This is a genomic window from Butyricicoccus sp. OF10-2 (assembly GCF_003481925.1).
In the GTDB taxonomy this organism is placed as follows: domain Bacteria; phylum Bacillota; class Clostridia; order Oscillospirales; family Butyricicoccaceae; genus Agathobaculum; species Agathobaculum butyriciproducens.
The window spans coordinates 17,264-39,726 of record NZ_QUMC01000010.1 but is presented as its reverse complement, the minus strand read 5'-3'; the positions used below and the strand labels follow the sequence as shown (position 1 = coordinate 39,726).

General features: G+C 56.1%; 14 protein-coding genes and 1 pseudogene. 10 read left to right on the top strand and 5 right to left on the bottom strand.

The genetic code is table 11. The features are described from left to right. Positions 1–113 precede the first annotated feature (113 nt). The 10 genes from DXB00_RS07080 to DXB00_RS07030 all read left to right on the top strand — a co-directional run bounded on the left by DXB00_RS07080 (position 114) and on the right by DXB00_RS07030 (position 16,617). The gene (locus DXB00_RS07080) at positions 114–467 is read left to right on the top strand and encodes a response regulator transcription factor (RefSeq protein ID WP_118729971.1); all 354 of its coding nucleotides are present in this window, start codon (positions 114–116) and stop codon (positions 465–467) included. Beyond that, positions 464–862: a hypothetical protein gene (locus tag DXB00_RS07075; protein ID WP_118729972.1), complete on the top strand. Its 399-nt coding sequence runs from the start codon at positions 464–466 to the stop codon at positions 860–862. The genes DXB00_RS07080 and DXB00_RS07075 overlap by 4 nt, the downstream gene beginning before the upstream one ends. Further along, on the top strand, positions 859–4,170 hold the full coding sequence (locus DXB00_RS07070; protein WP_119214701.1) for a fibronectin type III domain-containing protein: 3,312 nt from the start codon (positions 859–861) through the stop codon (positions 4,168–4,170). The genes DXB00_RS07075 and DXB00_RS07070 overlap by 4 nt, the downstream gene beginning before the upstream one ends. After that, a complete protein-coding gene (locus DXB00_RS07065) occupies positions 4,167–6,356 on the top strand; it encodes an Ig-like domain repeat protein (protein WP_119214700.1) in 2,190 nt (729 codons plus the stop codon). Before DXB00_RS07070 ends, DXB00_RS07065 begins: the two co-directional genes overlap by 4 nt. Continuing rightward, positions 6,353–6,655 (top strand): hypothetical protein, encoded by a 303-nt coding sequence (locus tag DXB00_RS07060; protein WP_119214699.1) that lies wholly within the window; start codon positions 6,353–6,355, stop codon positions 6,653–6,655. Before DXB00_RS07065 ends, DXB00_RS07060 begins: the two co-directional genes overlap by 4 nt. A gap of 1 nt (position 6,656) precedes the next feature. After that, positions 6,657–10,199, top strand: a complete 3,543-nt coding sequence (locus DXB00_RS07055) for an InlB B-repeat-containing protein (RefSeq protein WP_119214698.1) — start codon at positions 6,657–6,659, stop codon at positions 10,197–10,199. A gap of 598 nt (positions 10,200–10,797) precedes the next feature. Continuing rightward, positions 10,798–11,412, top strand: coding sequence for a hypothetical protein (locus tag DXB00_RS07045; RefSeq protein ID WP_119214696.1), 615 nt, complete (start codon positions 10,798–10,800; stop codon positions 11,410–11,412). Beyond that, a complete protein-coding gene (locus tag DXB00_RS07040; RefSeq protein ID WP_119214695.1) occupies positions 11,409–13,244 on the top strand; it encodes a GH39 family glycosyl hydrolase in 1,836 nt (611 codons plus the stop codon). The genes DXB00_RS07045 and DXB00_RS07040 overlap by 4 nt, the downstream gene beginning before the upstream one ends. A gap of 215 nt (positions 13,245–13,459) precedes the next feature. Next, positions 13,460–14,830: an MFS transporter gene (locus tag DXB00_RS07035; RefSeq protein WP_118729976.1), complete on the top strand. Its 1,371-nt coding sequence runs from the start codon at positions 13,460–13,462 to the stop codon at positions 14,828–14,830. A 17-nt stretch (positions 14,831–14,847) separates the two neighbouring features. Further along, positions 14,848–16,617, top strand: coding sequence for an alpha/beta hydrolase-fold protein (locus tag DXB00_RS07030; RefSeq protein WP_118729977.1), 1,770 nt, complete (start codon positions 14,848–14,850; stop codon positions 16,615–16,617). Positions 16,618–16,898: 281 nt separating this feature from the next. Here the strand turns inward: DXB00_RS07030 and prmC are convergent, their stop codons facing one another. From prmC to DXB00_RS07005, 5 genes and pseudogenes are all read right to left on the bottom strand, one after another. After that, on the bottom strand, positions 16,899–17,786 hold the full coding sequence (gene prmC, locus DXB00_RS07025; RefSeq protein ID WP_118729978.1) for a peptide chain release factor N(5)-glutamine methyltransferase: 888 nt from the start codon (positions 17,784–17,786) through the stop codon (positions 16,899–16,901). Then, entirely contained in the window at positions 17,783–18,772 is a 990-nt protein-coding gene (locus DXB00_RS07020; RefSeq protein ID WP_118729979.1) for a tRNA dihydrouridine synthase, read from the bottom strand. The genes prmC and DXB00_RS07020 overlap by 4 nt, the downstream gene beginning before the upstream one ends. A gap of 5 nt (positions 18,773–18,777) precedes the next feature. Then, entirely contained in the window at positions 18,778–19,713 is a 936-nt protein-coding gene (locus DXB00_RS07015; protein ID WP_118729980.1) for a DUF1385 domain-containing protein, read from the bottom strand. Then, positions 19,710–21,260, bottom strand: a complete 1,551-nt coding sequence (locus DXB00_RS07010; protein WP_118729981.1) for an ATP-binding protein — start codon at positions 21,258–21,260, stop codon at positions 19,710–19,712. The genes DXB00_RS07015 and DXB00_RS07010 overlap by 4 nt, the downstream gene beginning before the upstream one ends. 522 nt (positions 21,261–21,782) lie before the next feature. Then, positions 21,783–22,463: pseudogene (locus DXB00_RS07005) on the bottom strand (response regulator transcription factor); the annotation flags it as partial.

Here is a 22,463-nt window from a genome sequence, read left to right as displayed (position 1 = left end):
TTTACTATAATCAGCCAGACTCGATACGGAGTCTGTCTTTTTATGGCAATCCCGCATAATTGAACAAGAGCGATTTGTGAGTAAATTTTGCGTACTGATGAGGAGGAGAACATATGCATCTGGCACTGCTGGCACGATATCTGGACGGTGACTTGTGGGAGGCGCGGCTGTGCGCTGCTATTCCCGAAGAGCCTTTGCCGGTTGATGAATTCAACGCGCTTTCCGCGCTCTCCGGCTGCGCCGCCGCCTACGATGCGGCAGTTGTAGCACTGGATGGTCCGGACGGTCTGACAGCGGTACGCGAGTTGCGCCAGCGGGCGCCGCTGCTGCCGATCCTCTGGATCGCAGATGAGATGGAATACGCGGTGTTCGCGTTCCGCTATCGCGTGACGGCATTCCTGCTGCGCGATGCTTCCACCGCGGCATTACGCAGCGCGATCAACACCATAAGGAGGGAATCTGCATGAATATTGCCTGCTGCGGCATCAACCGCGAGCAGTTCCGCGCAGCAGAACAGGCGTGCGGCTGTCCGGTGCTGTATTTTGCCGATGCACCCGACCGGCGCGGCGACGTTCGGCTTGCCTATGCCCTGCGGGACGGCGTGCCGATCCGGCTGGCGGTAGTCGGCTATCAAGGCGCGGCGGGACTGACCGCGTGCGATTTTCTGTGCAGCCGTCTGCCCGGAGAGCGCATACTGTGGCTGTGCCGCCGGCCCGAGTTTTCCACAGAAGCGCGGCGGCTCGGCGTACACTTCTATCCCGTGGGACCGCCCGATACCGTCCCATCCGATCAAATCACACAGGAGCTCATCCGCCTGCTGCGGCAGCAGCCGGAATACAATAAAGGAGGCATAACAGAATGAAATACAAAAGAGGGATCAGCTTGACATTGACAGCGGCGCTGCTGCTGTCAATGCTGCCGCAGATCGTACTGCCAAAGGCAGCGGCAGCCAATATACCGGAGCGCGAGATCGACAGCAGCACCTATGCGGCGCTCGGTCTGTCGCTCAATGCCGAGGACAAGGGCGCGTCTCTGACAGCGCCGTACAGCAAGAAGCACGTTTCGCAGGCGTTCACCGCCAGCGAGGTCTATGTTGCGGCGAGCGGTTCGCAGGCGAACCGCTACCTCATCCGGGACGGCTTCGACCGCATGGAGACCAACAACCGCGATTCCGCTGTATGGGACGGCGACAACAAGAGCAATGTGCAGGGCAATCTGGACGGCGCATATATCCGCTATGCCGTCAACGGCTACGGGCTGCCCTCTGACAAGGGCAACACCTATGTCAGCAAGCTCAGCTCTAATTCCGCAAATGTGACCGATTACAACACAAACGGCTTTTCCGGCATTTATGCCACCAGCACCGCGTTCAACAATGGCGGCGGCAAGGATAATTACGTTGCCGAGCTTCGTGCTTACGGTCGCGGCGAAAAAACCACCATCGGCAGCAAAAAGTACGACGGTAAATTCGAACTCGCGCTGTTTAAGGTAAACGATAACGGCAAGCGTTCCCCTGCCGGTACGCTATCCCCGATCGCTACCGCAGAAATGACCTACGGCGACGGCATGGCGTACTTTACCCGCCGTTATGTGCAGGAAATGGACGCCATCATGGACGTTGCCGCAGCAGATGTGAACGGCGACGGCAAGGACGAGCTGTTCGTCTACGCCGGACGCTGGAAAGACGAAAACGGCACGCGCTACGCCTATGTGGACGTATTCGACACCGCTTCCATGAAATCTTCCATGAAACGCATTGACGAGTTAAAAATCAATGCCGGTAAATCATCCTCGTATCAGCAGGCAACGCAGTGGCAGTGGCAGATCGAGAAAATCCCGGTCGTGACGCTTGCCGGCGGCGACCTCGACCGCGACGGCAAGGAGGAAATTGCCGTTACCGCATCCGCACCGACCGACAACAGCAATGTGGCCTCGGCGGCGCACCTGACCGTATTCACCGAGGAATCCGGCACGCTCACGCCGGTCAGCGGTCTGGATACCGTATCGCTTGCCGATGGCGAGCATGCGATGGTATCCGCAAACTGCGCGTTCGGCACGTTCTCCCTGCCGGATACCGGCATCACCGGTACGGTGCTCATCACAGCGGGTTATCAGAGCAATAACGCCTCTTCCGCGCACGACTCCGGCGCGTATACGACCGCTGCGTACCGCTTTGCCTACTACGATCCGCAGTCGAAAAAATTTAAGCTGTCCGAGTACCGCACACAGGCACTCGGTGACAGCGGCAAGAAAATCGCTCAAAGCTACATTGATGACCCGGATGAGGACTATTACCGTCCGATCCATGCGCCTATCGCGCTCGGCTGCGCGGATATGGAGGGCATCGGTGCAAACAACAGCAACGATGAGGTACTGCTCGGCGGAGAAATCTACGATTTTGACACCACCGGCGGTATCACGACCCAGCTTTCGTCCGTCAGCGTGTGCACCTCGCAGGTCAACATCAACGGCAAGAACAAGGCCAAGGAACAGGTCTGGATCAGCGATGTGCAGGCGGGCGTAGTGGATAGCAACCCATCCGACAAAAGTGCGGTAGATCAGTACAACAAATGGCGCGAATCCTTCGTTTATGTTGCCGGCGTACACCGCAAGGAGCCGGTCAACGGCAGCGATGATTACTACTGGATGGACCTCGGTGCGGCATATCTGACCGGCGCAAAGAGCGGCGCATCAGACAGCACCAAAAACCACATATTCTACAGCACGCAGGAGGGCGTTATCGCGGAATCCAGCCGCCGCAATGACAATACGGGCACGTTCGTCAGTCTGGCACTGCCGGATTTCGGCAACGACTCGATCACCATGCGCTACGTTGCCGACTATACGGTATACACCAATCCCGAGGTATACGCAGTCCTGCAGGCGACGCCGTACTTTGCCGACCTCAACGAAACGTATGACTACATCGGCAACGGCGGCACCGCCTACGGCACAAGCAAATCCACCGGCGACACCAAAACCGCAAGCGTTTCGCAGGCGCTCGGCGTATATCACTCGCTCGAGGTACAGGCGCTCGCCGGCGGCGAATACGAGGTTGAGCTGTCCGCAAGCTACAGCTATGACTACGCAGAATCGACCGAAATCGAGCACTCCGTCACCTACAACGCGCAGGCAGGCGGCGGCGATATGGCCGTTGTGTACACCATACCGTATCAGTACTATATTTATGAGATGTACGACCCGGACAGTAAGCAGTGGAGCACTACCATCCTGCCCGCAGCACTCGATCCAACCGTTGCGGTGCTCGATGTGGAAAGCTATGACGAGATCGCCGCGGAAACCAAGGGGCTGGAGCCGATTTCCGGCAACCTGCTTTACTCCACGCCCGGCGAACCGGAAACCTACGCCAATCAACCCGCCGGTACGCGCGAGTTTACCTTTGGCGGTGCCTATGCGCACACGGGCGCAAGCAGCACCACTGCCGATACCACGCAGGAGATCACCAAGACGACCGGCAAAGAACACAGCCACGCCTTTAATCTGGAGCTGAACTACAAGGTTGGCGGCGGCGGCGCACTGCTCGGCAATAAGGGCTATGTCGGCGTGACCGGCAGCACCGGCGCAGGCGGCGGCTGGAGCAAGTCCAGCGCGGACGGCACGGCGTTCTCCGGCACGGTCGATTCCCTGCCTGCTGAGGCAACGCAGTACGGCTTCGAATGGAAGCTGATCGTCAACAACGCACAGCTTGACGGAACACCGGTCTGGATCGTCGGCTACGAGGTCAAAAACGTCAATCAGCCACCCAGAATGCCCCAGAATCTGACCGTTACCGAGGTCAGCACCAGCACGGTGGATTTGGAATGGGAATCCAGCGGCGGCGCAGCATATTACGAGATCAGCATGATTGACCAGCATGGCGAATACAACAAGATCGCAACAGTCCCCTATACGGTAACACAATATCAGGTGACCGACCTCGATGCCAACACCGATTACCGGTTCAGCGTACGCGCGGTCAGTCCAACCAAGGGCAGCAGTATCGACAGCCCAATCGCCTACGCTACTACGCTGAACGGTACGGCGAATTTTGAGATCACCACCCACCCGAGGACGCCTCGACCGCCGCAGGTAAAACTGCGACCTTCACCACCGCCGCGACCTACACCGATGACAGCGGCGCCAAGCCGATCAGCTATCAGTGGCAGGTGAAAACGACCGACAGCAAGTCGCAGTGGCGCGAACTGAAAAACAGCACCGGTGTTTCCGGCGCGAACGGCCCGTCGCTCACCATCACCGCTGCAGAGGAGATGAACGGCTATGCATACCGCTGCCGCGTGTATGTGAAAAACCGTTCGCTGTACACCAAATCTGCAGCACTGGACGTTTCTCGCGTGCCGACCAGCATTCAAATCACACCGAAGAACGGCACCGTTTGGCTGTCCGGCGGCACGCTGACGACCAGTGCGGGAACCACTGTCACCGGTCAGAAGGCGGTAACGCTGACGAGCGGTGATAAGACCTATTCCCTGCTCTCTGGCGGCAACCAATTTTTCTGGTTTGACGGTGCGGCGTATTACGCCTATAAAGGTCCCGCGCCGACGCTGAGCAATGGTCTGCTGGATAAGGACACGGCGCTTTCCGCCGACAAAATCGGCAGCGCTTTGGATATTCAATCCGAAGGACCGCAGGCGATCCTCACCGAAACGGACGCAGACGGCAAAACCGATACGAAAACGCTGGCGCTCGGCAATCCGGTCAGTGACAGCACCTCTATTCCCTATAATGGCGTATCGTACACCGCTGTACACAAATTCCAGCCGACCGACAGCGCGTATTCCGGCTACACCTTCTACGAGGCGAACGGAAACGGCGAAATCGCATATCTGTACACCAAGGACAGCGGCACGACCTACCTGCCGTTTACGCTGCGCTATGCGAGCACTCTTGTCGGCAGAACGGACGTCAACACGCTGGCACCGGTCTATCAGGCGACCGAAACCACCGGCACGAACACGAAAACCGAAAATATCACCGGTAAGCAATATCCGCTGACCGCCTCGGTATTGGAAAACGGCAGCAAGCCGACCGGCATGACCGGCACCGTCACCTTTATCATTTCCGGTGCGGGCATTGAGGGACAAACCATTACGGTAGACCTTGATACCAACCAAGCCAACGCTTCCAAGCCCGATTTCCAGCCGCGCGGTGAGGGCGCGGCAACCATCACCGCCATGTACTCCGGCGATGACGTCTACGCGCCGAGCACCGCGTCTGTGAATGTCTATTTCGTGCTGAACAAGACAGACCACTCGGTGCTGTCGCTGACCGCACCCGCGAATGTCACCTACGGTGAGAGCGCAAATCTCGCCGCAACGCTGACCAGTCAAAATGGCACTTCGCAGAATGTCGCAGCTACCTATACGGTGGAAAAGCTGGTAAGCGGCAAGTACGTTTCGGCAGTATCCGCCACAGACTATACCCTCGAAAACGGCGTATTTACGCCCAAACTGGTGACGAACTACCGCATTACGGCAACCTGTCAGAATCTTACCGATTCCAAGGTTATTATCGTAAGCAAGGGCACGCTCACGCTGTCCGCTGCCGATACGAGCAAGGCGCTGAACGACACCAACCGCACGCCTGCCGCCGCAGAGGTTTCCGGTCTTGCGGCATGGGACAACGACACCCTAACGGCAGACACGGACTACACGCTGACCTCCGAAGGCACCACCGCAGCCCTTCCGGGTAAATACCCCATCTATATCGCGCTAAAGGATTCGAAGAAGATTCAATCCTTGCAGGAGAAGTACAATATCCTGCTGAAAAACGCGGTTTACACGCTTTCCGGCGAAAGCTACACCGTAAACGCCAAGGGCGATACCAACGGCACGGTTTCCATCACCTATCAGGCGGATGCCGCGAGCGCAGTGCTTCCGGTTTCCAGCGGCAGCAGCCTGCCCAAAGGCAGCAAGGTGACCTTCACCGCCGCACCCAAGGCAGGCTACACCGTCAGCCGCTGGAAGGTTGGCACGGATTACGTTGCAGACAGCGGCAGCACATATTACAACAATATCAGCTATACTATTGACAATTTGGGCGCAGATACCGATGTTTCCGTAGAATTTACCGCCGGAGCCAGCGCGTTTACCTATCAATCGAATAACGATACCATGGGTACGGTTTCTGCTAACTACCTGACGGACGGTGCACTCGGCAGTGCGTTTGTCTCGGGCGGAAACGTCAATTACAGTCAGACCATCCGCGTGTCGGCGCAGCCAAGGACGGATTTGCCATCGACCATTGGGTGGTCAACGGCGAAACGCTCAAAACCGCAGATGGCACGCACAATTACACCGGCAGCACTTATACATTCGATAAATTCACCGAGAATGTGACAGTAACCGTATATTTTGTCGAAAACAGCCATCCGGTTGTGACCATTAAGCCGGTGGACAATGACGGCAATCCGCTGACCGGCGCAAAAGTCTCGGTCGGCGGTACCGAGCTGACCGGCATGAACGGTGTGTTCACCTACACGGCACACACCGGTGAAAATCCGGTCATCACCGTAACGCCGCCGGACGGTCTGCTGGTGGATTCGTGGACGGCAACACCTGACACAGCAGGCACGCTCAGCACCGATAACCGCGTCATGGCGCTGCATGATCTGCGCCATGACACCACCTCGTTGTAAAATGCACCGCACTCAACCGCTATACCGTAGCCTTTCAGGGCAAGATGGCGGACGGCTCCGCAATCACCGATGCGGCAGGTACGGTATCGGCGGTCAAGCTGGGCGCAGGTGCGCTGACGAGCGGCGAAAGCCAGCTTCAAGCTCGACCATTCAGTTCACCGCCAAGGCGAACATCGGCTATGAGATTGCCGACTGGAAGCTGAACGGCAACGCCGTTACGCCGACTGCAAGCGGTACCTATCAAATCCCCTCGCTGAACGGCAACGCTGCTCTGGTCGTAACCTTCCGTCAGCAGCCGAAAATCACGCTTTTGGCAGGTGAAAACGGCACGCTGACCTGCGCCTCTCATACCGGCAGCAGCTTCTATCTGCCCTGCGGCAGCAAGGACGCGCTGACCTTCACCGCGCAGCCGAAGATCGGCTATCGCGTTGCAGGCTGGACGGTAAACGACAATGATGTTTCCGGTTCGGCGGTTGTAAACTCGGATGACCAGACGTACACCTATACACCGAACGCCGACGGAATCACCGAGGATGTGACTGTTTCCGTTGTGTTTGAGAAAATCCCGACCGCGAAAATCACTTTCTCGGTTGTGGATACCACACCGGAGGACGACAATTCCGGCGAAAACGGCACACTTTCCGCTGTAGCGACCCGCAACGGCACGAATACCCCGCTCCGGAGCGGCAATGAAGTTCTCAGCGGCTCGGAGGTTATGTTCACCGCACAGCCCAATCAGGGCTACAAGGTGCAGAGATGGTATCTGGACGGCACCGAGCAGGCAGGCGCACCGACGCTCAACATCACGGATAGCGATACCGTACACGAGGTCAAGGTGCAGTTCACCGAGATCAGCAGTGCTGTTACCTTCGGCATTGCCGAAGACAGCGACACCGGTCATGGTGCAAGCCTGTCCGCCGCCTTCCTGCGTGCCGGCATGAGTCAGCCCGATGCCATTGCCAGCGGCAACAACGTCACCGCCGAGGGCAAGCTGACCGTAACGGTCGAAAATCTGGGTGACGGCTACAAAATCGCAGGCTGGACGCTGAACGGCGCCGCTTACGAGCAAAACGGCAAGCCGTATACCGGCAACAGCCTCGCTTGTGACGTTTCGGCAACACAAGGCGCGGATATCCGCGTAAAGCTTGAGCGCAAATCCTACGAAGTGACCTTCTCGGCGCAGACCGGCGGCGGCATTACGAATGATAAATCGCTGACAAGCGGCAGCACCGTCAAGGGTGATACGGAAATCAAGTTCACCGCGTCCGCACCGGCAAGCGGCTACACCTTCATCGGCTGGAAGGTAAACGGCACGATGCACAAACCCGATGCAACGACCTACACCCTGACCGTCACCGAGGACACCGAAATCATTGCGTGCTACGAAATCGCGGACGCGGAATACACCGTAACCTACGGCGTGATCCCGACCAGCGGCGCGGATAACGGCACGCTGACGGTTTCCGGTCCGGACGAGAACGGCAAGGCAAAATCCGGTACACGCGTTGCGTTTACGGCAGTACCCGATACGGGTTACATGGTCGAAAACTGGTACGCAGACGCGGCAGGCACCACTGCCATCGGTACGGAGGAGAGCACAACCTATGTCATTGACCCGCTGACCGGCAACACCTCGGTTTACGTCCGCTTTGTGCCGATTCCGACACACACCGTCACCGTCAATATCAGCGGCAATGGCGCGGTTTCCGCCAAGGTAAACGGTGCAGACGTTGCTATTACTGGCGGCAAGCTGACCGTTCCGCACCATGCGGCGGTTGTTCTCACCGCACAGCCGAGCAGCGGCGCATATCTGACCGGCTGGACGCTGGATGGCACAGCAGGAGGCAACGCGCTGACACTCAACCTGAACAACGTGACGGAGAACCACATCATTGACGCAGCATTCGGCGTCAGCCAGATGGTGACGCTTACGACCGTCTGCGGTGACGGCGGCAAGCTGACCGTTAAACGCGCGGATGGCACGACCATTGACGCCTCCGGCGGCATTCAGGTACCCAAGGGCGCTCCGCTGACGCTGACCGCCGCACCGGATTCCGGTAAGATGGTTCGGGCGTGGACGGTAAACGGCACGGCAGCAGACGAGCTCTCCAACACTTTCACGCTCACTCCGACCGAAAACAGCAAGGTGCAAGTGGATTTTGAGAATGTAACGCTGTTTGATCTGCCTGCCGACAACGCAAAGTATACCTTCCGCACGAGTTCCAGAACACCCAATGATTACGGCACGGAACGTCAGATTCGCAAAGGCGGCACGATCGAATTTGCAATGCTCCCCGCAAAGGGATACCTGATCCGCAATCTGGATTTCCAAGGCGGTACGGTAACGCGCTGCGCATTGCAGACAGACGGCAGTTGGAGTATCCGCATGGAAAATGTTGTCAGCACTATCACGTTTAAGGCCGACATCTATTCGATGGTTTCTCTGACCATTACCGCACCGCAAAACGGCACACTGACGGTCAAGCTGGGCGACACCGTTCTGACAGACGGCGCAAAGCTGGCGGCAGGCGATATACTCACCATTGCCGCAGATCCGGCAACCGGCTACACGCTCGATAAGCTGACCGTTTCCGGCGCGACCAAGCAGCCGGGCGGCACTTACAAGGTCGATGCGGCAGCGGTTTCCGTCAGCGCAAGCTTTAAGAGCACCGGCGGTACCTCCGGCGGCGGCGGTGGTGGCGGCGGCGGAGCCGTTGCGCCGACCACTTACGATATCGTTATCCCGTCTGCACTGGCGAACATCGTCAAAGCGGATAAGACTAAGGCGGCGGCAGGCGACACCGTAACGCTGACCGTTTCCGACGAGGGTACGCTGACCGTCACGGACTCAAACGGCAAGTCCGTTGCGCTGACCGACCTCGGCAGCGGCAAATACACCTTTAAGATGCCGTCCTCCAAGGTCAATGTGGCATTTGCCGCGTCCGGCGAAACCAAGCCGTGTGACGGTGGCAAGGATTGTCCGTCGGCACCGTTTAAGGACGTTGACACCGGTAAGTGGTATCATGTATCCATCGACTATGTGCTGACGCACAGCATAATGAACGGCGTTTCCGGCACTTCCTTTGCACCGAACAGCAATCTGACACGCGGTATGCTTGTGCAGATTCTGTTCAATCTGGAGGGCAAGCCGCAGAGCGCTTCGGCCAGCTTCTCCGACGTTAAGGTGGACGCATGGTACGCCAAGGCGGTCGGCTGGGCAGCGGCAAACAAGGTCGTAACCGGCTACGCAGACGACACGTTCCGACCGAATGCAGCCGTCACCCGTGAACAAGCGGCAGCAATCCTGTACCGCTACGCACAGAGCAAGGGCATTGACGTAAGCGTAGGCGAGGACACCAACATTCTCAGCTACGCGGATGCCCTGCAGGCAAGCGAGTACGCAATTCCCGCATTGCAGTGGGCTGTCGGCGCGGGCGTGCTGAATGGCAAGAGCGACAACCTTCTTGCCCCGACCGGCACCGCAACTCGTGCCGAGATCGCAGCAATCATGCAGCGCTGGTGCGAGAAAATCGTTCAAAAGTAAAACCAAATACGCCGGATGGCATGAAAAAAGGAGCAGTTATATACTGCTCCTTTCAGCTTGTCGAAAAGTCAGATTTCTATTTTGTGCTTCGTGCGACAGCACGCATAAAATAGAATTTGCGCAGCAAATTCATAAAAACCGGGGGCGTGGTCCAGACCACCCTCTCTTGCCGCTATGCTGCAATTCACCTTGTGTACCTCGGTTTTTATACAAGGGAAGAAAAAATGTGTCCGGAGGACGCGGTTTTTCTTCAGCATTCGATCGAAAGCGTGGTTTCGATCGAGAGGCTGCTCGAAAAACGATAGTTTTTCGACAGCCTCAAAGGAGCAGTTATATACTGCTCCTTTTCGCATATAAAATCACCCCATCTGTTAGATAGTATATCTTACGGTACATATCCCTTTTGTCAGCAACCCTTGTCCGGCAATTGCCATAGTATTTGTTTCTCAAAACCCGCTTTATAGACAGCTACCTCATGGGCAGCTTTTTTATAATAGACTTGTGCCGTCTCTATGCTCCGCGCGAGGCCGCACTTGTACTTTTCCGAAGCCGTATGCTACAATAAAACCACTACATTCGACAGAAAGCAGGAACAGCCATGCGCACCAAACGGGAACAGATTATCTTTCAGGCATTTCATGACCAGATCTGCCGATCAGAGTTCAGCAGCGGTTTGACGCTGTTTTTTGGGCTGCACGGAAACAGCTCAATCCGATACCAGTCCGCCGAGTACTCCATGCCCGCAGGCGCGCTGCTGGTTGTCAACCCGTTTGAATTATATCAGGTGAACTGCTCGGAAAATGCCGAGATGATCGCCATGCAGATCCCCGAAAATCTGCTGCAGCTTGCCAGCTGGAGCAGACAGAATGTCTGCTTCTGCTACGCCTCCAGCCAGAATGAAAAGCAGGAGTACCAGACCATCCGCGTATTATTTGCAACGATTTTTCAGGATTTCTTTCAGAATCCGGAGCAGAACGCCTCCGGTATTGTCACCAATGTACTCAAGCTCGTTGATCTGCTGACAGAGCATTTCCTCATTTCCGATGTGCCAAAAAGCAATACCAAGCGCGAGGAGACCATGCGCCGCATGAAGCGCATCATGGATCATATTCATTCCAACTGGAATGAGGATATTTCCCTGCGCGAGCTTGCTGCACGCGAGTTTCTGTCCGAGGCTATCTGTCCCGATTCCTCAAGCAGAATCTGGATATGACCTACTCCCAGTATGTCATGGGGCTGCGTCTGGAACACGCCGAAAAGCAGCTGCGCAGCACGGATCACTCCATTACTCAGATCGCCTACGACTGCGGATTTCACAACGCCAGTGCTTTCATCGAACATTTTCGTCAGAAACACGGCCTGACACCGCGGCAATACCGCCAGCATGCCACCCAGAAAGCCGCCGCTGACCCATCCGGCGAGGAAACTTTACTGCAGGACGGCGTTACCTATCTGCTGCAGTTTGCCGTTCCGCCCGATCCGCAGCGCGAGCTGCCGCACGAAACGCGGTACATCACGGTTGATGAGAATGTACAGCCGCGCAGGCTTCGTCATACGTGGAAAACCCTGCTCAACGCCGGATACGCCAAGCATCTGCTGACCGCCGCTATTCAACAGCAGATTATCAAAATCCAGCAGGAGATCGGCTTCCGCTATCTGCGGTTCCACGGCATGCTCGATCAGGAGCTTCACATCTATCAGGGTATGGAAAACGGCCAAGTGAAGTGCTGCTTCACCTACTTCGATATGGTCATCGACTTCCTGCTCGAGCAGGGGCTGCGCCCGTTCCTGGAATTCAGCTTTATTCCCCGGGAACTGGCGAAAGCACAGACCAGCATCTTCGAGACCGGCTCGATCACCGCTGCATGTGCGGACTGCACAGCATTCGGCGCACTGGTTGAAGCTATTCTGCGGCATGCAATCTGCCGATACGGCTGGGACGAGGTATCCCAGTGGAAGTTCTCTACCTTTCAGATTAACTATGTGTTCTTCGACTGCATGACCATGGATGAATATCTCGAACTGTATGACTGCGTGTACCATGCGGTCAAAGCTGTCGATACACGGCTGCAATTCGGCGGCCCGGGCGCCATGTCCAGTGTGGTATGGGACCCGCGCGGTATGCGTGTCTTTCTGCAGTATGCCACCGCCCACGACTGTCTGCCGGATTTCCTGACCGTGCAAAGCTATCCGCATGAATCTTCGTCCGCCGATGCAAATTTTATGAGCTATACGCTCAGTCAGCAGTCTATCCCATCCGTATTATCCAAGGATACAAATTTCGTTAAAACCTTCCTCTATGACCTGAACGGTATATGCCGCGAATTTGAATTGCCCGACATGGACATTTTCATCGAGGAATGGAACTCCACGCTATGGCAGCGCGACCTTTCGAGCGACACCTGCTACAAATCCGTCTGGCTGACCAAAAACATCTGCGAAAATATGGATGCCGTATCCGCCTTCGGCTACTGGACAATCTCCGATCTGATGGACGAGCGTGCGAACTTCGATTCCATATACCACGGCGGCTACGGTCTGTTCACCTATAACGGCGTGCCGAAGAGCGGCTATGAGGCACTGCGCCTGCTCGGACAGCTCGGCAACTGCTGCATTGCTTCCGGTGACGGCTGGTATTTCACCCAAAGCGAACGGGAATGGCAGCTGATTCTATATAATTACACCCATTACGACAACATTTACCGCTATCGCTACCGCCGTCTAGAGCATCCGGAAGACGCCTATTCGGTATTCGAGAGCGGCAAGATCGTGCGGTTTCAGGTCACATTTCCCGCTCTCAGACGCGGTCTGTACCAGATTGAGCAGCAGGAAATCACCCGCACCTCGGGTTCCTCGTTCGACCTGTGGCTTGCCGCCGGTGCACCGCCGTCCCCTGACCGAGCCTTCCTGCAATATCTGGCCGAGCACGCTTCCGCACACCGCACACTGACCACCGAACAGGTGGATACCGCTCTGCGGCTCGAGACAACACTGCAGCCGCTTGAGGTACGGCTCTTCCGCATCAGAAAGATGAATTTTACATAAACCTTTTCTAAAATATCTGTTTTTTGACCTTTTTCTATCTGTCATTTCATATTATGCGACAAAAGCACGGTTTCTCCTCCGAGTAAATACAAAATATATTGCTATGTCTAAAATGAATATCCCGTATTTTCTTCGTTCTTTTCGTACTATACTATAGTCAAATCCCAAACAGAAACGCTGCGCAGCCGATTCTGAACAAAAAGGTGGTAAGGAAAATGACGAAAAAACAGCTTTCAATGAATGACACCTCATTCAAAACCAGTCTGATGGAAAAAATCGCATACGGCATGGGCGACACCGCCTGCAACGTCGTATTTGCAATCACCTCCAGTCTGATCGTATACTTCTACACGAACGTAATCGGCATGTCTGCGGCACTTGTCGGAACGATTCTGTTAGCATCTCGTGTATTTGACGGCATCAGCGACCTGCTGATCGCCCAGATTGTAGACAAGGTAAACTCCCCGAAGGGCAAGGCTCGTGCGTGGATACTCTGGATGGCCGCACCTTACGGTATTGCCTCCGTGCTGATGTTCTGCGTGCCGCCACATTCAAGCACGATGGTGCAGGCGATCTATGTATTCATCACCTATAACCTGTGCACCACCGGCGTATATACCGCACTCAACCTGCCGTATTCCAATCTGGCACCGATGATGACTCGCAATGACGATGACCTTGCTAAACTCAATCTGTTCCGCATGGCCATGTCCCCGATCGGTAACCTGATCGTTACCGCACTCACCCTGCCGTTCATCAACATGCTCGGCGGCGGTCAGAAGGCATGGATCACGGTCTGCGCGATTTACTCCATCGTTGCTTTCTTCATGCTGCTGTTCTGCTACAAGGGCTGTCAGGAGCGTTTCCACACTGATGCAGCCAAGGAAGCCGAGGCTATGCCGTTCGCACAGCGCCTGAAGGCTACCCTGAAGAACAAGTATTTCATCGTACTTACACTCACGATGATAGCCGTTGCTCTGTACCAGAACGTAAACGGCATCGTTGCTACTTACTACGCACAGTATATGCTGGGTAACGTCGAAGTCATGGGCGTTATGCAGAGTTTCGAGAACATTCCGAAGATTATTGCTATCATCTGTCTTGCCCCGTTCATCAAGAAGTTCGGCAAGCGCAATCTGGTTCTGTTCGGCGCAGTGCTCTGCGTGCTCGGTCAGGTCGTTGTCCTGTTTGCACCGCAGAATATGACCATGGTTATGGCCGCTGCTGTTATGCGCGGTATCGGCGAAGCCCCGTTCTACGGCTGCATCTTCACCATGCTGGCTGATGTTATCGAGTACGGTCACTGGAAGACCGGTATCCGTGTACAGGCCCTCATCTTCTCCGCATTCACTGTCGGCCAGAAGTTCGGCGGCGGCGTTGCAGGCTGGCTTGTTGGTCAGCTGATGGAGGTTTCCGGCTTTACCGGTCTGGAAATGGAGATTCCCTCCGCAATAAGCATGGTCAAGAACCTTTACATTTACGGCAACATGATCGCATGGGCCTTGGTTATCATCCTTATGCTGGTTTACCATCTGGATAAGGAATACGACGGCATTATGAAGGATCTCACCGGCCGTACGGCGTAACAGAAAGCGTGAACAACATGTATACCCATAAAATTTTAGACATATGCGACCCGAAAAATCCCTACGCCCCCAAGTTCTCCGGCACATTTGAGCTGCCGGTAGAGTACGCGGGCAAAAAGCGCCGCATGCTGGCCTATGTGCCGCATGATATCCGCGAATCCACCGCCGGTATTCTTGTGCTGGGAGAAAACGGCCAGACCGCCGATGATCTGCTCGAGCACAGCGGCTGGTGTGAGATCGCGGACACCGAGGAGTGCAAGGAACGTCTGATCGTGTTCTTCCTTGAGCCGGAAAACGGCACATGGAACACGAACGAAGCCTACGGCACACCGGATGGCGATGTTGCGTATATCAACGCAGCAGCCCTTGCCGCCGCAGACCGCAAGCTGTTCTGTGTCCACGAATCCAAGTTCTATCTGGTTGGCTGTAAGGAAGGCGGCGTGCTCGCCAATATGGCGGCGGCTTACGATCCGGCGTTCTTCGCAGGTGTGGCTTCGGTCGGCGGCTCGGCAGTTTCCGAGCAGTATCTGACCGACTGCGGACAGGCGTATGCCCTCAATCTGGACGGCTTTGAGGATCCGGAACATCGCAAGGACATTCACAAGCAGGATATCCCGATGCCCGCGTGGATTATCGACGATCCGACCGTATCTACCGGTACCGGCGACGCTATCCTCACCTACTGGCGCAATGCATGTGAAGCCGAAGAAGGCCGTCAGCTGTCTCCCGATCAGTACGAGTATTACCGCGTGAAGGAAACACCTTACGCGCCTAATCAGGAGAAGGAAGCGTACCGTGTCTGCCACAGCAGTATTCCCGGTGCATCCGAGCAGTATGCCAAACGCCTGCAGCGCCGTATCTGGAAGGACTTTCTCTATCGTCAGCGCCGCTGGATGAGCAGTCCCGGCGGTGAACTGCGCGTGACAAAGGATCCGGTCCGCGACCTCGGCATGGAGTACCACTACGAGGAATTTGACGGCTGGATGCGCGAATGGTATGTTTACATTCCGCAGTCGGTACGGCAAAATCCCGAAAAGAAGGTGCCGCTCGTGCTCGCGATGCATGGCTACACCTGTACCGGTGAAATCTACGCCGGCAACAGCGGTTGGTATGATGTGGCGGACAAACATGGTTTCATTGTTGTGTTTCCGTCCGCACTGCATGCCAAGGTTGACATGCCTGAGCAGGGTCTCATGTCAGACTGGGCGCCGCTCAACGCATGGAACGTGTTCCTTGAGGACGACCGCCCGGATGAACTGAAATTCTTCTCGTTCCTGCTGGACAAGATGATTGCCGAGTATCCGGTGGACGAGCACCGCGTGTTCGCAACCGGTCACTCGTGGGGCTCGCTGATGACCGAAATGCTGGCGTTGGGACTGACCGAGCGCTTTGCCGCTGTCGCCCCCTGCTCGGGTGCATTCTTCGGCGGTGCGTATGAGAAAATGACTTCCCTGCCGTATGCCGCCGAAAACGGCGTACAGCTTCCAATCTGGATGTTCTGGGGCATGAATGAGGAATGGCTCATTCCGAGTGAACCCGCCCACGAGAACGAAACCGGTCTGACCGTCGAGCTGTGGCTGAAACGCAATGGTAAGGCAGATATGATCCCTGCTGATTGGGCACAGTGCGCCAACACGGTCAATGGTCGCTTCAAAGATCATTACTTCGACCGTGAGGGCACGGCTCCCGTGCAGTTCACGCAGGTGGACTACATGCCGCATGCTACTATGCCGGAAATGTCGTTCCGCATTTGGGAAGAATTCTTCCGTAAGTTCTCCCGCAGCTGATAGCTAATCTACTACTTTCCTTTACATATGATTGGGATAGTCCATAGCGAGGCTCTGTGTTGAATTTGATTCTAACACAGAGGCCCTCGCTGTGGACCTTTTATTTGACTAAATGCGCAACTTCATTTTACAACGCGCGATTCAAAATTACTTTTCCAATATTGCGCAGGGATGAAGGAATGTGCCTTTATATTGGTGTCCAACCATATATCTGCAACCTTATTTATATCTTCTTTCCGCAATTCTCTAACCATAACGGCGACACTCCCGCAAATCCCGATTTACGCATCCCTCGTCAAATCCACATCCGGACGGTTATTCGTGCCGTACACAATGCGAGGCACGCCGCTGTAATCCTCGGTGATAGTGACATCCTTGTAGCCGTGCCGCTGCATGATGCCGGCCACGTCATCGGCCTGCTGCCAGCCGCACTCGAACAGCAGCCTGCCGTTCGGCACCAGCAGTTCACCCCAGCTGTCGCAGATGGCATGATAGAAATCCAGACCGTCCTCGCCGCCGTAAAGCGCCTCATGCGGCTCAAAATCGGCTACGCTGCGGTCGAGCATCTGCATTTCGTCCTCGGTGACGTACGGCGGATTGGAAACGATGATATCAAACTGCCCAAGTCCGCGCGGAGGTGCGTGCATGACATCGGCCTTCATGGTCAGCAAACGGCTGCTCACGCCCAGATCACGGGCGTTCTCGCGGGTAATGTGCAGCGCACCGTCCGATAGGTCGATCGCGGTCACACGGGCATCCTCGACCGTGTGCGCCGCCGCAATGCCGATGCAGCCCGAGCCGCAGCACAAATCGAGAATACGCGGTGAAACCCGCTCTTTGGCCTGCTCAATGACCAGCTCGCACAGGCGCTCGGTATCCGAGCGCGGAATGAGCACCGAACGATCCACCTTGAAGGTCAGGCCGTAAAAATCCCATTCGCCGATAATGTACGCCAGCGGTTCGCCGTCCAGACAGCGGTCGCACAGCAAACCGGCGTAATCCACGGTCGTATCCTCAACGTAGAAATGGGACCAGCCGGCCGTCTGCTTTTTGTCCGCTTTGCAGGCGTAGGCGGTAATCTCCCGCGCGGTCAGCTGCGGCATCGGGTCGCCGCCCTCTTTCAAACGGCGGAAAAGCTGCATGTAAACATCGTTGATAGTCTTGGTCACACAGGGTCAACTCCTAAAATTTGCGCGGGTTTGAACCACAGCGGCACGGCGTTCGCCCGCACCCTGCAATTACGGAACACGGCTGCGGCCGCCGACTGAAATTCTGCGGCATTTTTGGCTTTTTTAATCGATTTTCCCGGTTTTTCGCTGTTTTCAAACAGATTCAGATGGTAAAACCAGATTTCTTTCATGCGCAGCATGGCAATCCGGCTGTCGCCGAAGGCTTCGCAGTATCGCATGAACAATGTATCGTGGAAGGTCTCGAGCGTTTTTGCGTCCGCGGCCTTGCCGCCGGTCATGCGCGCCACGAGAGACGGATCGGCGATCAGCGCACGACCGATCATCACCGCCGGCAAATCGGGATAGCGTTCGCTGACGGCGCTTACGTCCCGCTCGGTGATGAGATCGCCGTTGTAGCACACGGGCATGCTGCAGCGCGAAAGCGCCGCCGCGAAATCGCTCTCGCGCACCTTGCCCTTGTAGAAATCCTGCCGCACACGCGGATGGATGGTCAGCTCGGTGATGGGATAGCGGTTGTAAATCTCGAGCAGCTTGTCAAACTCGCTTGCCTCATGCACGCCGAGACGGGTTTTTACCGAAATCCCCTCGCATTTTGCGAAGACTTCGTCAAAAAACCGGTCCAGCTCGTCCGGATGTGCGAGAAATCCGGCTCCCTTTCCCTTGGCCGTCACCGTGCCGGACGGACAGCCAAGGTTGAGATTGACCTCGGGATACCCGAGGTCATGCAGTGCATTCACCGCCCAGATGCAGTCCGCGGCAGACTTGGTGAGCAGCTGCGGAACCGCAGGCACGCCCTCGTTGTACTCCGGCAGGACATCGCGCTTTTGCCGCGGCGTCAGCTTTTCATTCGTGGTCGGTGTGATAAACGGCATGAAATACTTGTCCACACCTGAGAAAAATTCGTGGTGCGTCCGGCGATAGACCGCACCGGTCACGCCTTCCATCGGCGCAAAATAATAGTGCATGGCGCTTACCACTCGTCCGAGCCGTCATCCGGAATGACCGCCTTCATCGCGGTGATCGCAACCTCGATCATGGAATCGTCCGGCTCGAATACAGTCAGGTGCTGCACCATCAGTCCCGGCCAGCGCAGCGCACGCGAGAGCAGGCTCTCCGAGCGGCCGGCGTAGCGGTTAAACTCGTAGCTTATGCCGACAACAAGCGGCAGCAGGATCAAATGCGCGAGCATACGCACGAACGGATTGGTAATGTCGATGATGGAAAAGACGATCGATGAAACGATGGTCGCAATGATAATCAGCACAAACATGAAGCTGGTGCCGCATCTCGGGTGATATTTTCCCTGTTTTCGGACATTTTCAACGGTCAGTTCTTCGCCTGCTTCGTAGCAGAAAATGGTCTTGTGCTCTGCGCCGTGGTACTCGAACGTGCGGCGGATGTCCTTCATATGCGACACTGACCACATGAACAGCAGGAACAGAATGACGCGCACGCAGCCCTCGAGCACATTGCGCGCGAGCACACCCCAGGTTTTCGGCACAAAACCGCCGAGAAAGCTCGGCAGCAGGATGAACAGGCCAATCGGCAGGGCAATGCCGATGACAGTTGAAATGCTCAGGATGATCTTGTTCAGACCCTCCGAGCCGAATTTCTTTTCCAGCCAGAGTTCAAACTTGGACGGCGGCACATCGGCTTCCTCGTCCTCAAAGAAGGACGCGGAGTAGTTGATGGCCTGCATGCCCTCCTTCATAGCAGTGAACAGCGTATACGCGCCGCGGAAGATCGGCTTTTCCCAAATCGGGGCACGGCTCGGCGTCGGTTCGGTCTTGCTGACAAGCTCGCCGTTCGCCTTACGCACAACCGTGCAGGACTTCTTAGGTCCCTTCATTACAATACCCTCGATGATTGCCTGACCACCGATGGTGGTTTTCTTTTGCGTTGTCATGAATGCTCTCCTTCGGTAAACGGGGTTTCAGATGCCTTCGAAATGGCACCGGTAATGCCAAGCGCCTCCTCGGACTTGGCGGACGGCATGGTGACGGTAACCGTCGTTCCCTTGCCGACCTCGGACGCGATATCCAGCGTACCGCCGTGCATGGAAACGATTTCCTCCGTCACGGCAAGGCCGATGCCGCTGCCGCGCTGCTTGGATGACCCCTTGTAGAATTTCTCCTTGACGAACGGCAGCTCCGCTTCGGGAATACCCTGACCGTAGTCGCGCACAGACGCAACGATGTTGCCGCCATCACGTTTAAGGTCAATATCAATCTGCTTGCCGTCGCCGCCGTATTTCGCGGCGTTGTCCAGAATATTCAGAAACACCTGCTTCATGCGGTGGCGATCGCCGTTGATGTAATAGTTTGCATCCACATCTTCGTCGTACAGCAGGCGGATTCCGCTCTTTTTGAGCAGATTTTCATACATATAGACCGCTTCATACAGCTCGATGGACATATCAAACGTCTCGATCTCCAGCTTCATGCGGCCGGATTCGATGCGCGCAAAGTCCAGCAGCTCCTCGACCATGCGGGTCAGACGGCCCGCCTCCTTCTGGATGATCGTCAGGCCCTGCATGACCTCCTCCGGGTCCTCGCCGCCGCCGGCCAGCAGTGTCTCACTCCAGCCGCCGATGGCGGTCAGCGGTGTACGCAGTTCGTGTGAAACCGAAGAAATGAAATCGTTTTTCATGCGTTCGGCGCGGCTGATCTCGTCCGACATATAATTGATGGTATCGCACAGCTCACCAATCTCGTCATCATAGGTCTTCTGCAGCCGCACGCCGTAACGTCCGGCCGCGATCTCCTTGGCGATGGTGTTGATCTTGAGCACCGGATCGACGATCGACCGGATAAAATAGCTGTTCGACGCCACAACCAGCATGAGGAACAGCAGGCACGCCAGCAGAGAGAAGCCGACGATCATCCAGATCTGCCGTTCGACGATACGCAGCGAGGTGATATACCTCACGCCGCCGACCAGATCGCCGCGCGCACTCAGCAGCGGCGCTGTGACGCTCATCACGCGCTCGCCAGAAAGCGGGTCTCTGCCAGTGAAAACCGCGGTTTTCTGGCCGGAAAGCGCCTGCGACGCATCCTCGGTCGAAGCAACGCCGCCACCGGATAATCCGGAGGTGGACAGCAGAATGCGGCCGTTTGCGTCCAGAAACTGCTGTTCAAACTTGTCCTGATCCTGAAATGTGGTGACGGTTGCCTCCGCCTGCGTGTAAAACTGATCGTAGGTGTCGGTGAAGTATTTGCGGAACGTGTCCGACGTTGTGGCCGCGCGTGACGCGAGGTTGTCGCGCACGGTGGCATAGTAATATCCCGAAACACCGACAGAGATCAAAATGACCACAACAGCCAGAATGACGAGCACGAAGGACAAAGAGTTCACCAGCCAGCGGCCCTTGATGCCGCCTGGCGAGTGCTGCACCTTCGGTGCCTCCGGCTTCGGAGACGGTTCCGGTTTGCGTTTTTGCTTGCGATTTGTCATAGAAAATGACCTTTCTAATGCCGCTTACCAAGCGGCGGAATGTGCGCTGACGCCGCGCGGGAATTCGCCTACCCGGCGGGGGCACAAGAAGGAAGCAACCTGCGGTTTCCTCCTTCTTGTGAATCTTCCTCTTTCCCTTAGAGGGCACGGCGATAATTCATAACTGAGACTATAGGGGAACGGGCGTACTATTCATCTTCCGTAGGTGCGGCCGTTGGCCGCCCATTACGCAACCTCAGCCGCTCAAGCTGTTTTCTGACTGCTACACATGCGGTTTACTCCACGCAGAGAGCGGCACAAGGTGAATTGCGAAAAGGTTGCGAAAGACACGCAACGGTAACCCGACTGCCGTTCCCCTATTTCGGAGCGGTCGCCGGTCTCTGGTCTGCACCAGATTAGGAAACAAAGGGAAACGGGAGTTCCAAGAGGGTAGAAACCGCAGGTGTCTACCCTTTTGGTTTCCGCGGCGAAACCGCCGCCGTTCCCCCCGCCGCGGGTGCGGCGATTGGCTATATCAGCCTCCCACATATAACCGTAGCCGCGGACCGTTACAATATGGGTCGGGTCCGCCGGCGAATCCTCAATTTTAATCCGCAGACGGCGGATATTCACATCCACAATCTTCAGCTCGCCCACATAGTGGTGTCCCCAGACCATTTCGAGCAGCTCATCGCGCGAAAGCGCCTTGCCGATGTTCTGCATGAACGCCTTGAGCAGACCGTATTCGATCTGCGTCAGCTCGATCTTCACACCGTTCTTGAGCACCTCGCGGGCACGCAGATTGAGCTTGAACGGACCGGACTTGATCACGTCATCCTCGGAGAACGGCGAACCGGATACGCGGCGGTACAGCGCATCCACACGAGCCGCCAGTTCAATAACCGAAAACGGCTTGGTGACATAATCGTCCGCACCGTTCATCAGACCGGTTACCTTATCCGCTTCCTGCGTGCGGGCGGTCAGCATGATAACGCCCGCCTGATAGCCCGCGCCGCGCATGGCACGGCAGACCTCGTAGCCGTCGATGCCGGGCAGCATAACATCCAGCACCGCAACCGCGATATCCTGATTTTCATGGTACTTTTCCAGTGCTATTTCGCCGGTTTCGGCCTCTATTACCTCGTAACCGCTGCGTTTCAGGTTGAGAACCAGAAAGGAGCGGATATTTTCTTCATCTTCCAGAACCAGAATTTTGCGCTTCAT

Coding starts and splice junctions, on each gene's coding strand:
- DXB00_RS07020 (WP_118729979.1), bottom strand. CDS start 18,772: ATGCACTATTATTTTGCGCCGATGGAAGGCGTGACCGGTGCGGTCTAT.
- DXB00_RS07045 (WP_119214696.1), top strand. CDS start 10,798: ATGCGCACCAAACGGGAACAGATTATCTTTCAGGCATTTCATGACCAG.
- DXB00_RS07035 (WP_118729976.1), top strand. CDS start 13,460: ATGACGAAAAAACAGCTTTCAATGAATGACACCTCATTCAAAACCAGT.
- DXB00_RS07040 (WP_119214695.1), top strand. CDS start 11,409: ATGACCTACTCCCAGTATGTCATGGGGCTGCGTCTGGAACACGCCGAA.
- DXB00_RS07030 (WP_118729977.1), top strand. CDS start 14,848: ATGTATACCCATAAAATTTTAGACATATGCGACCCGAAAAATCCCTAC.
- DXB00_RS07080 (WP_118729971.1), top strand. CDS start 114: ATGCATCTGGCACTGCTGGCACGATATCTGGACGGTGACTTGTGGGAG.
- DXB00_RS07070 (WP_119214701.1), top strand. CDS start 859: ATGAAATACAAAAGAGGGATCAGCTTGACATTGACAGCGGCGCTGCTG.
- DXB00_RS07010 (WP_118729981.1), bottom strand. CDS start 21,260: ATGACAAATCGCAAGCAAAAACGCAAACCGGAACCGTCTCCGAAGCCG.
- DXB00_RS07075 (WP_118729972.1), top strand. CDS start 464: ATGAATATTGCCTGCTGCGGCATCAACCGCGAGCAGTTCCGCGCAGCA.
- DXB00_RS07055 (WP_119214698.1), top strand. CDS start 6,657: ATGCACCGCACTCAACCGCTATACCGTAGCCTTTCAGGGCAAGATGGC.
- DXB00_RS07015 (WP_118729980.1), bottom strand. CDS start 19,713: ATGACAACGCAAAAGAAAACCACCATCGGTGGTCAGGCAATCATCGAG.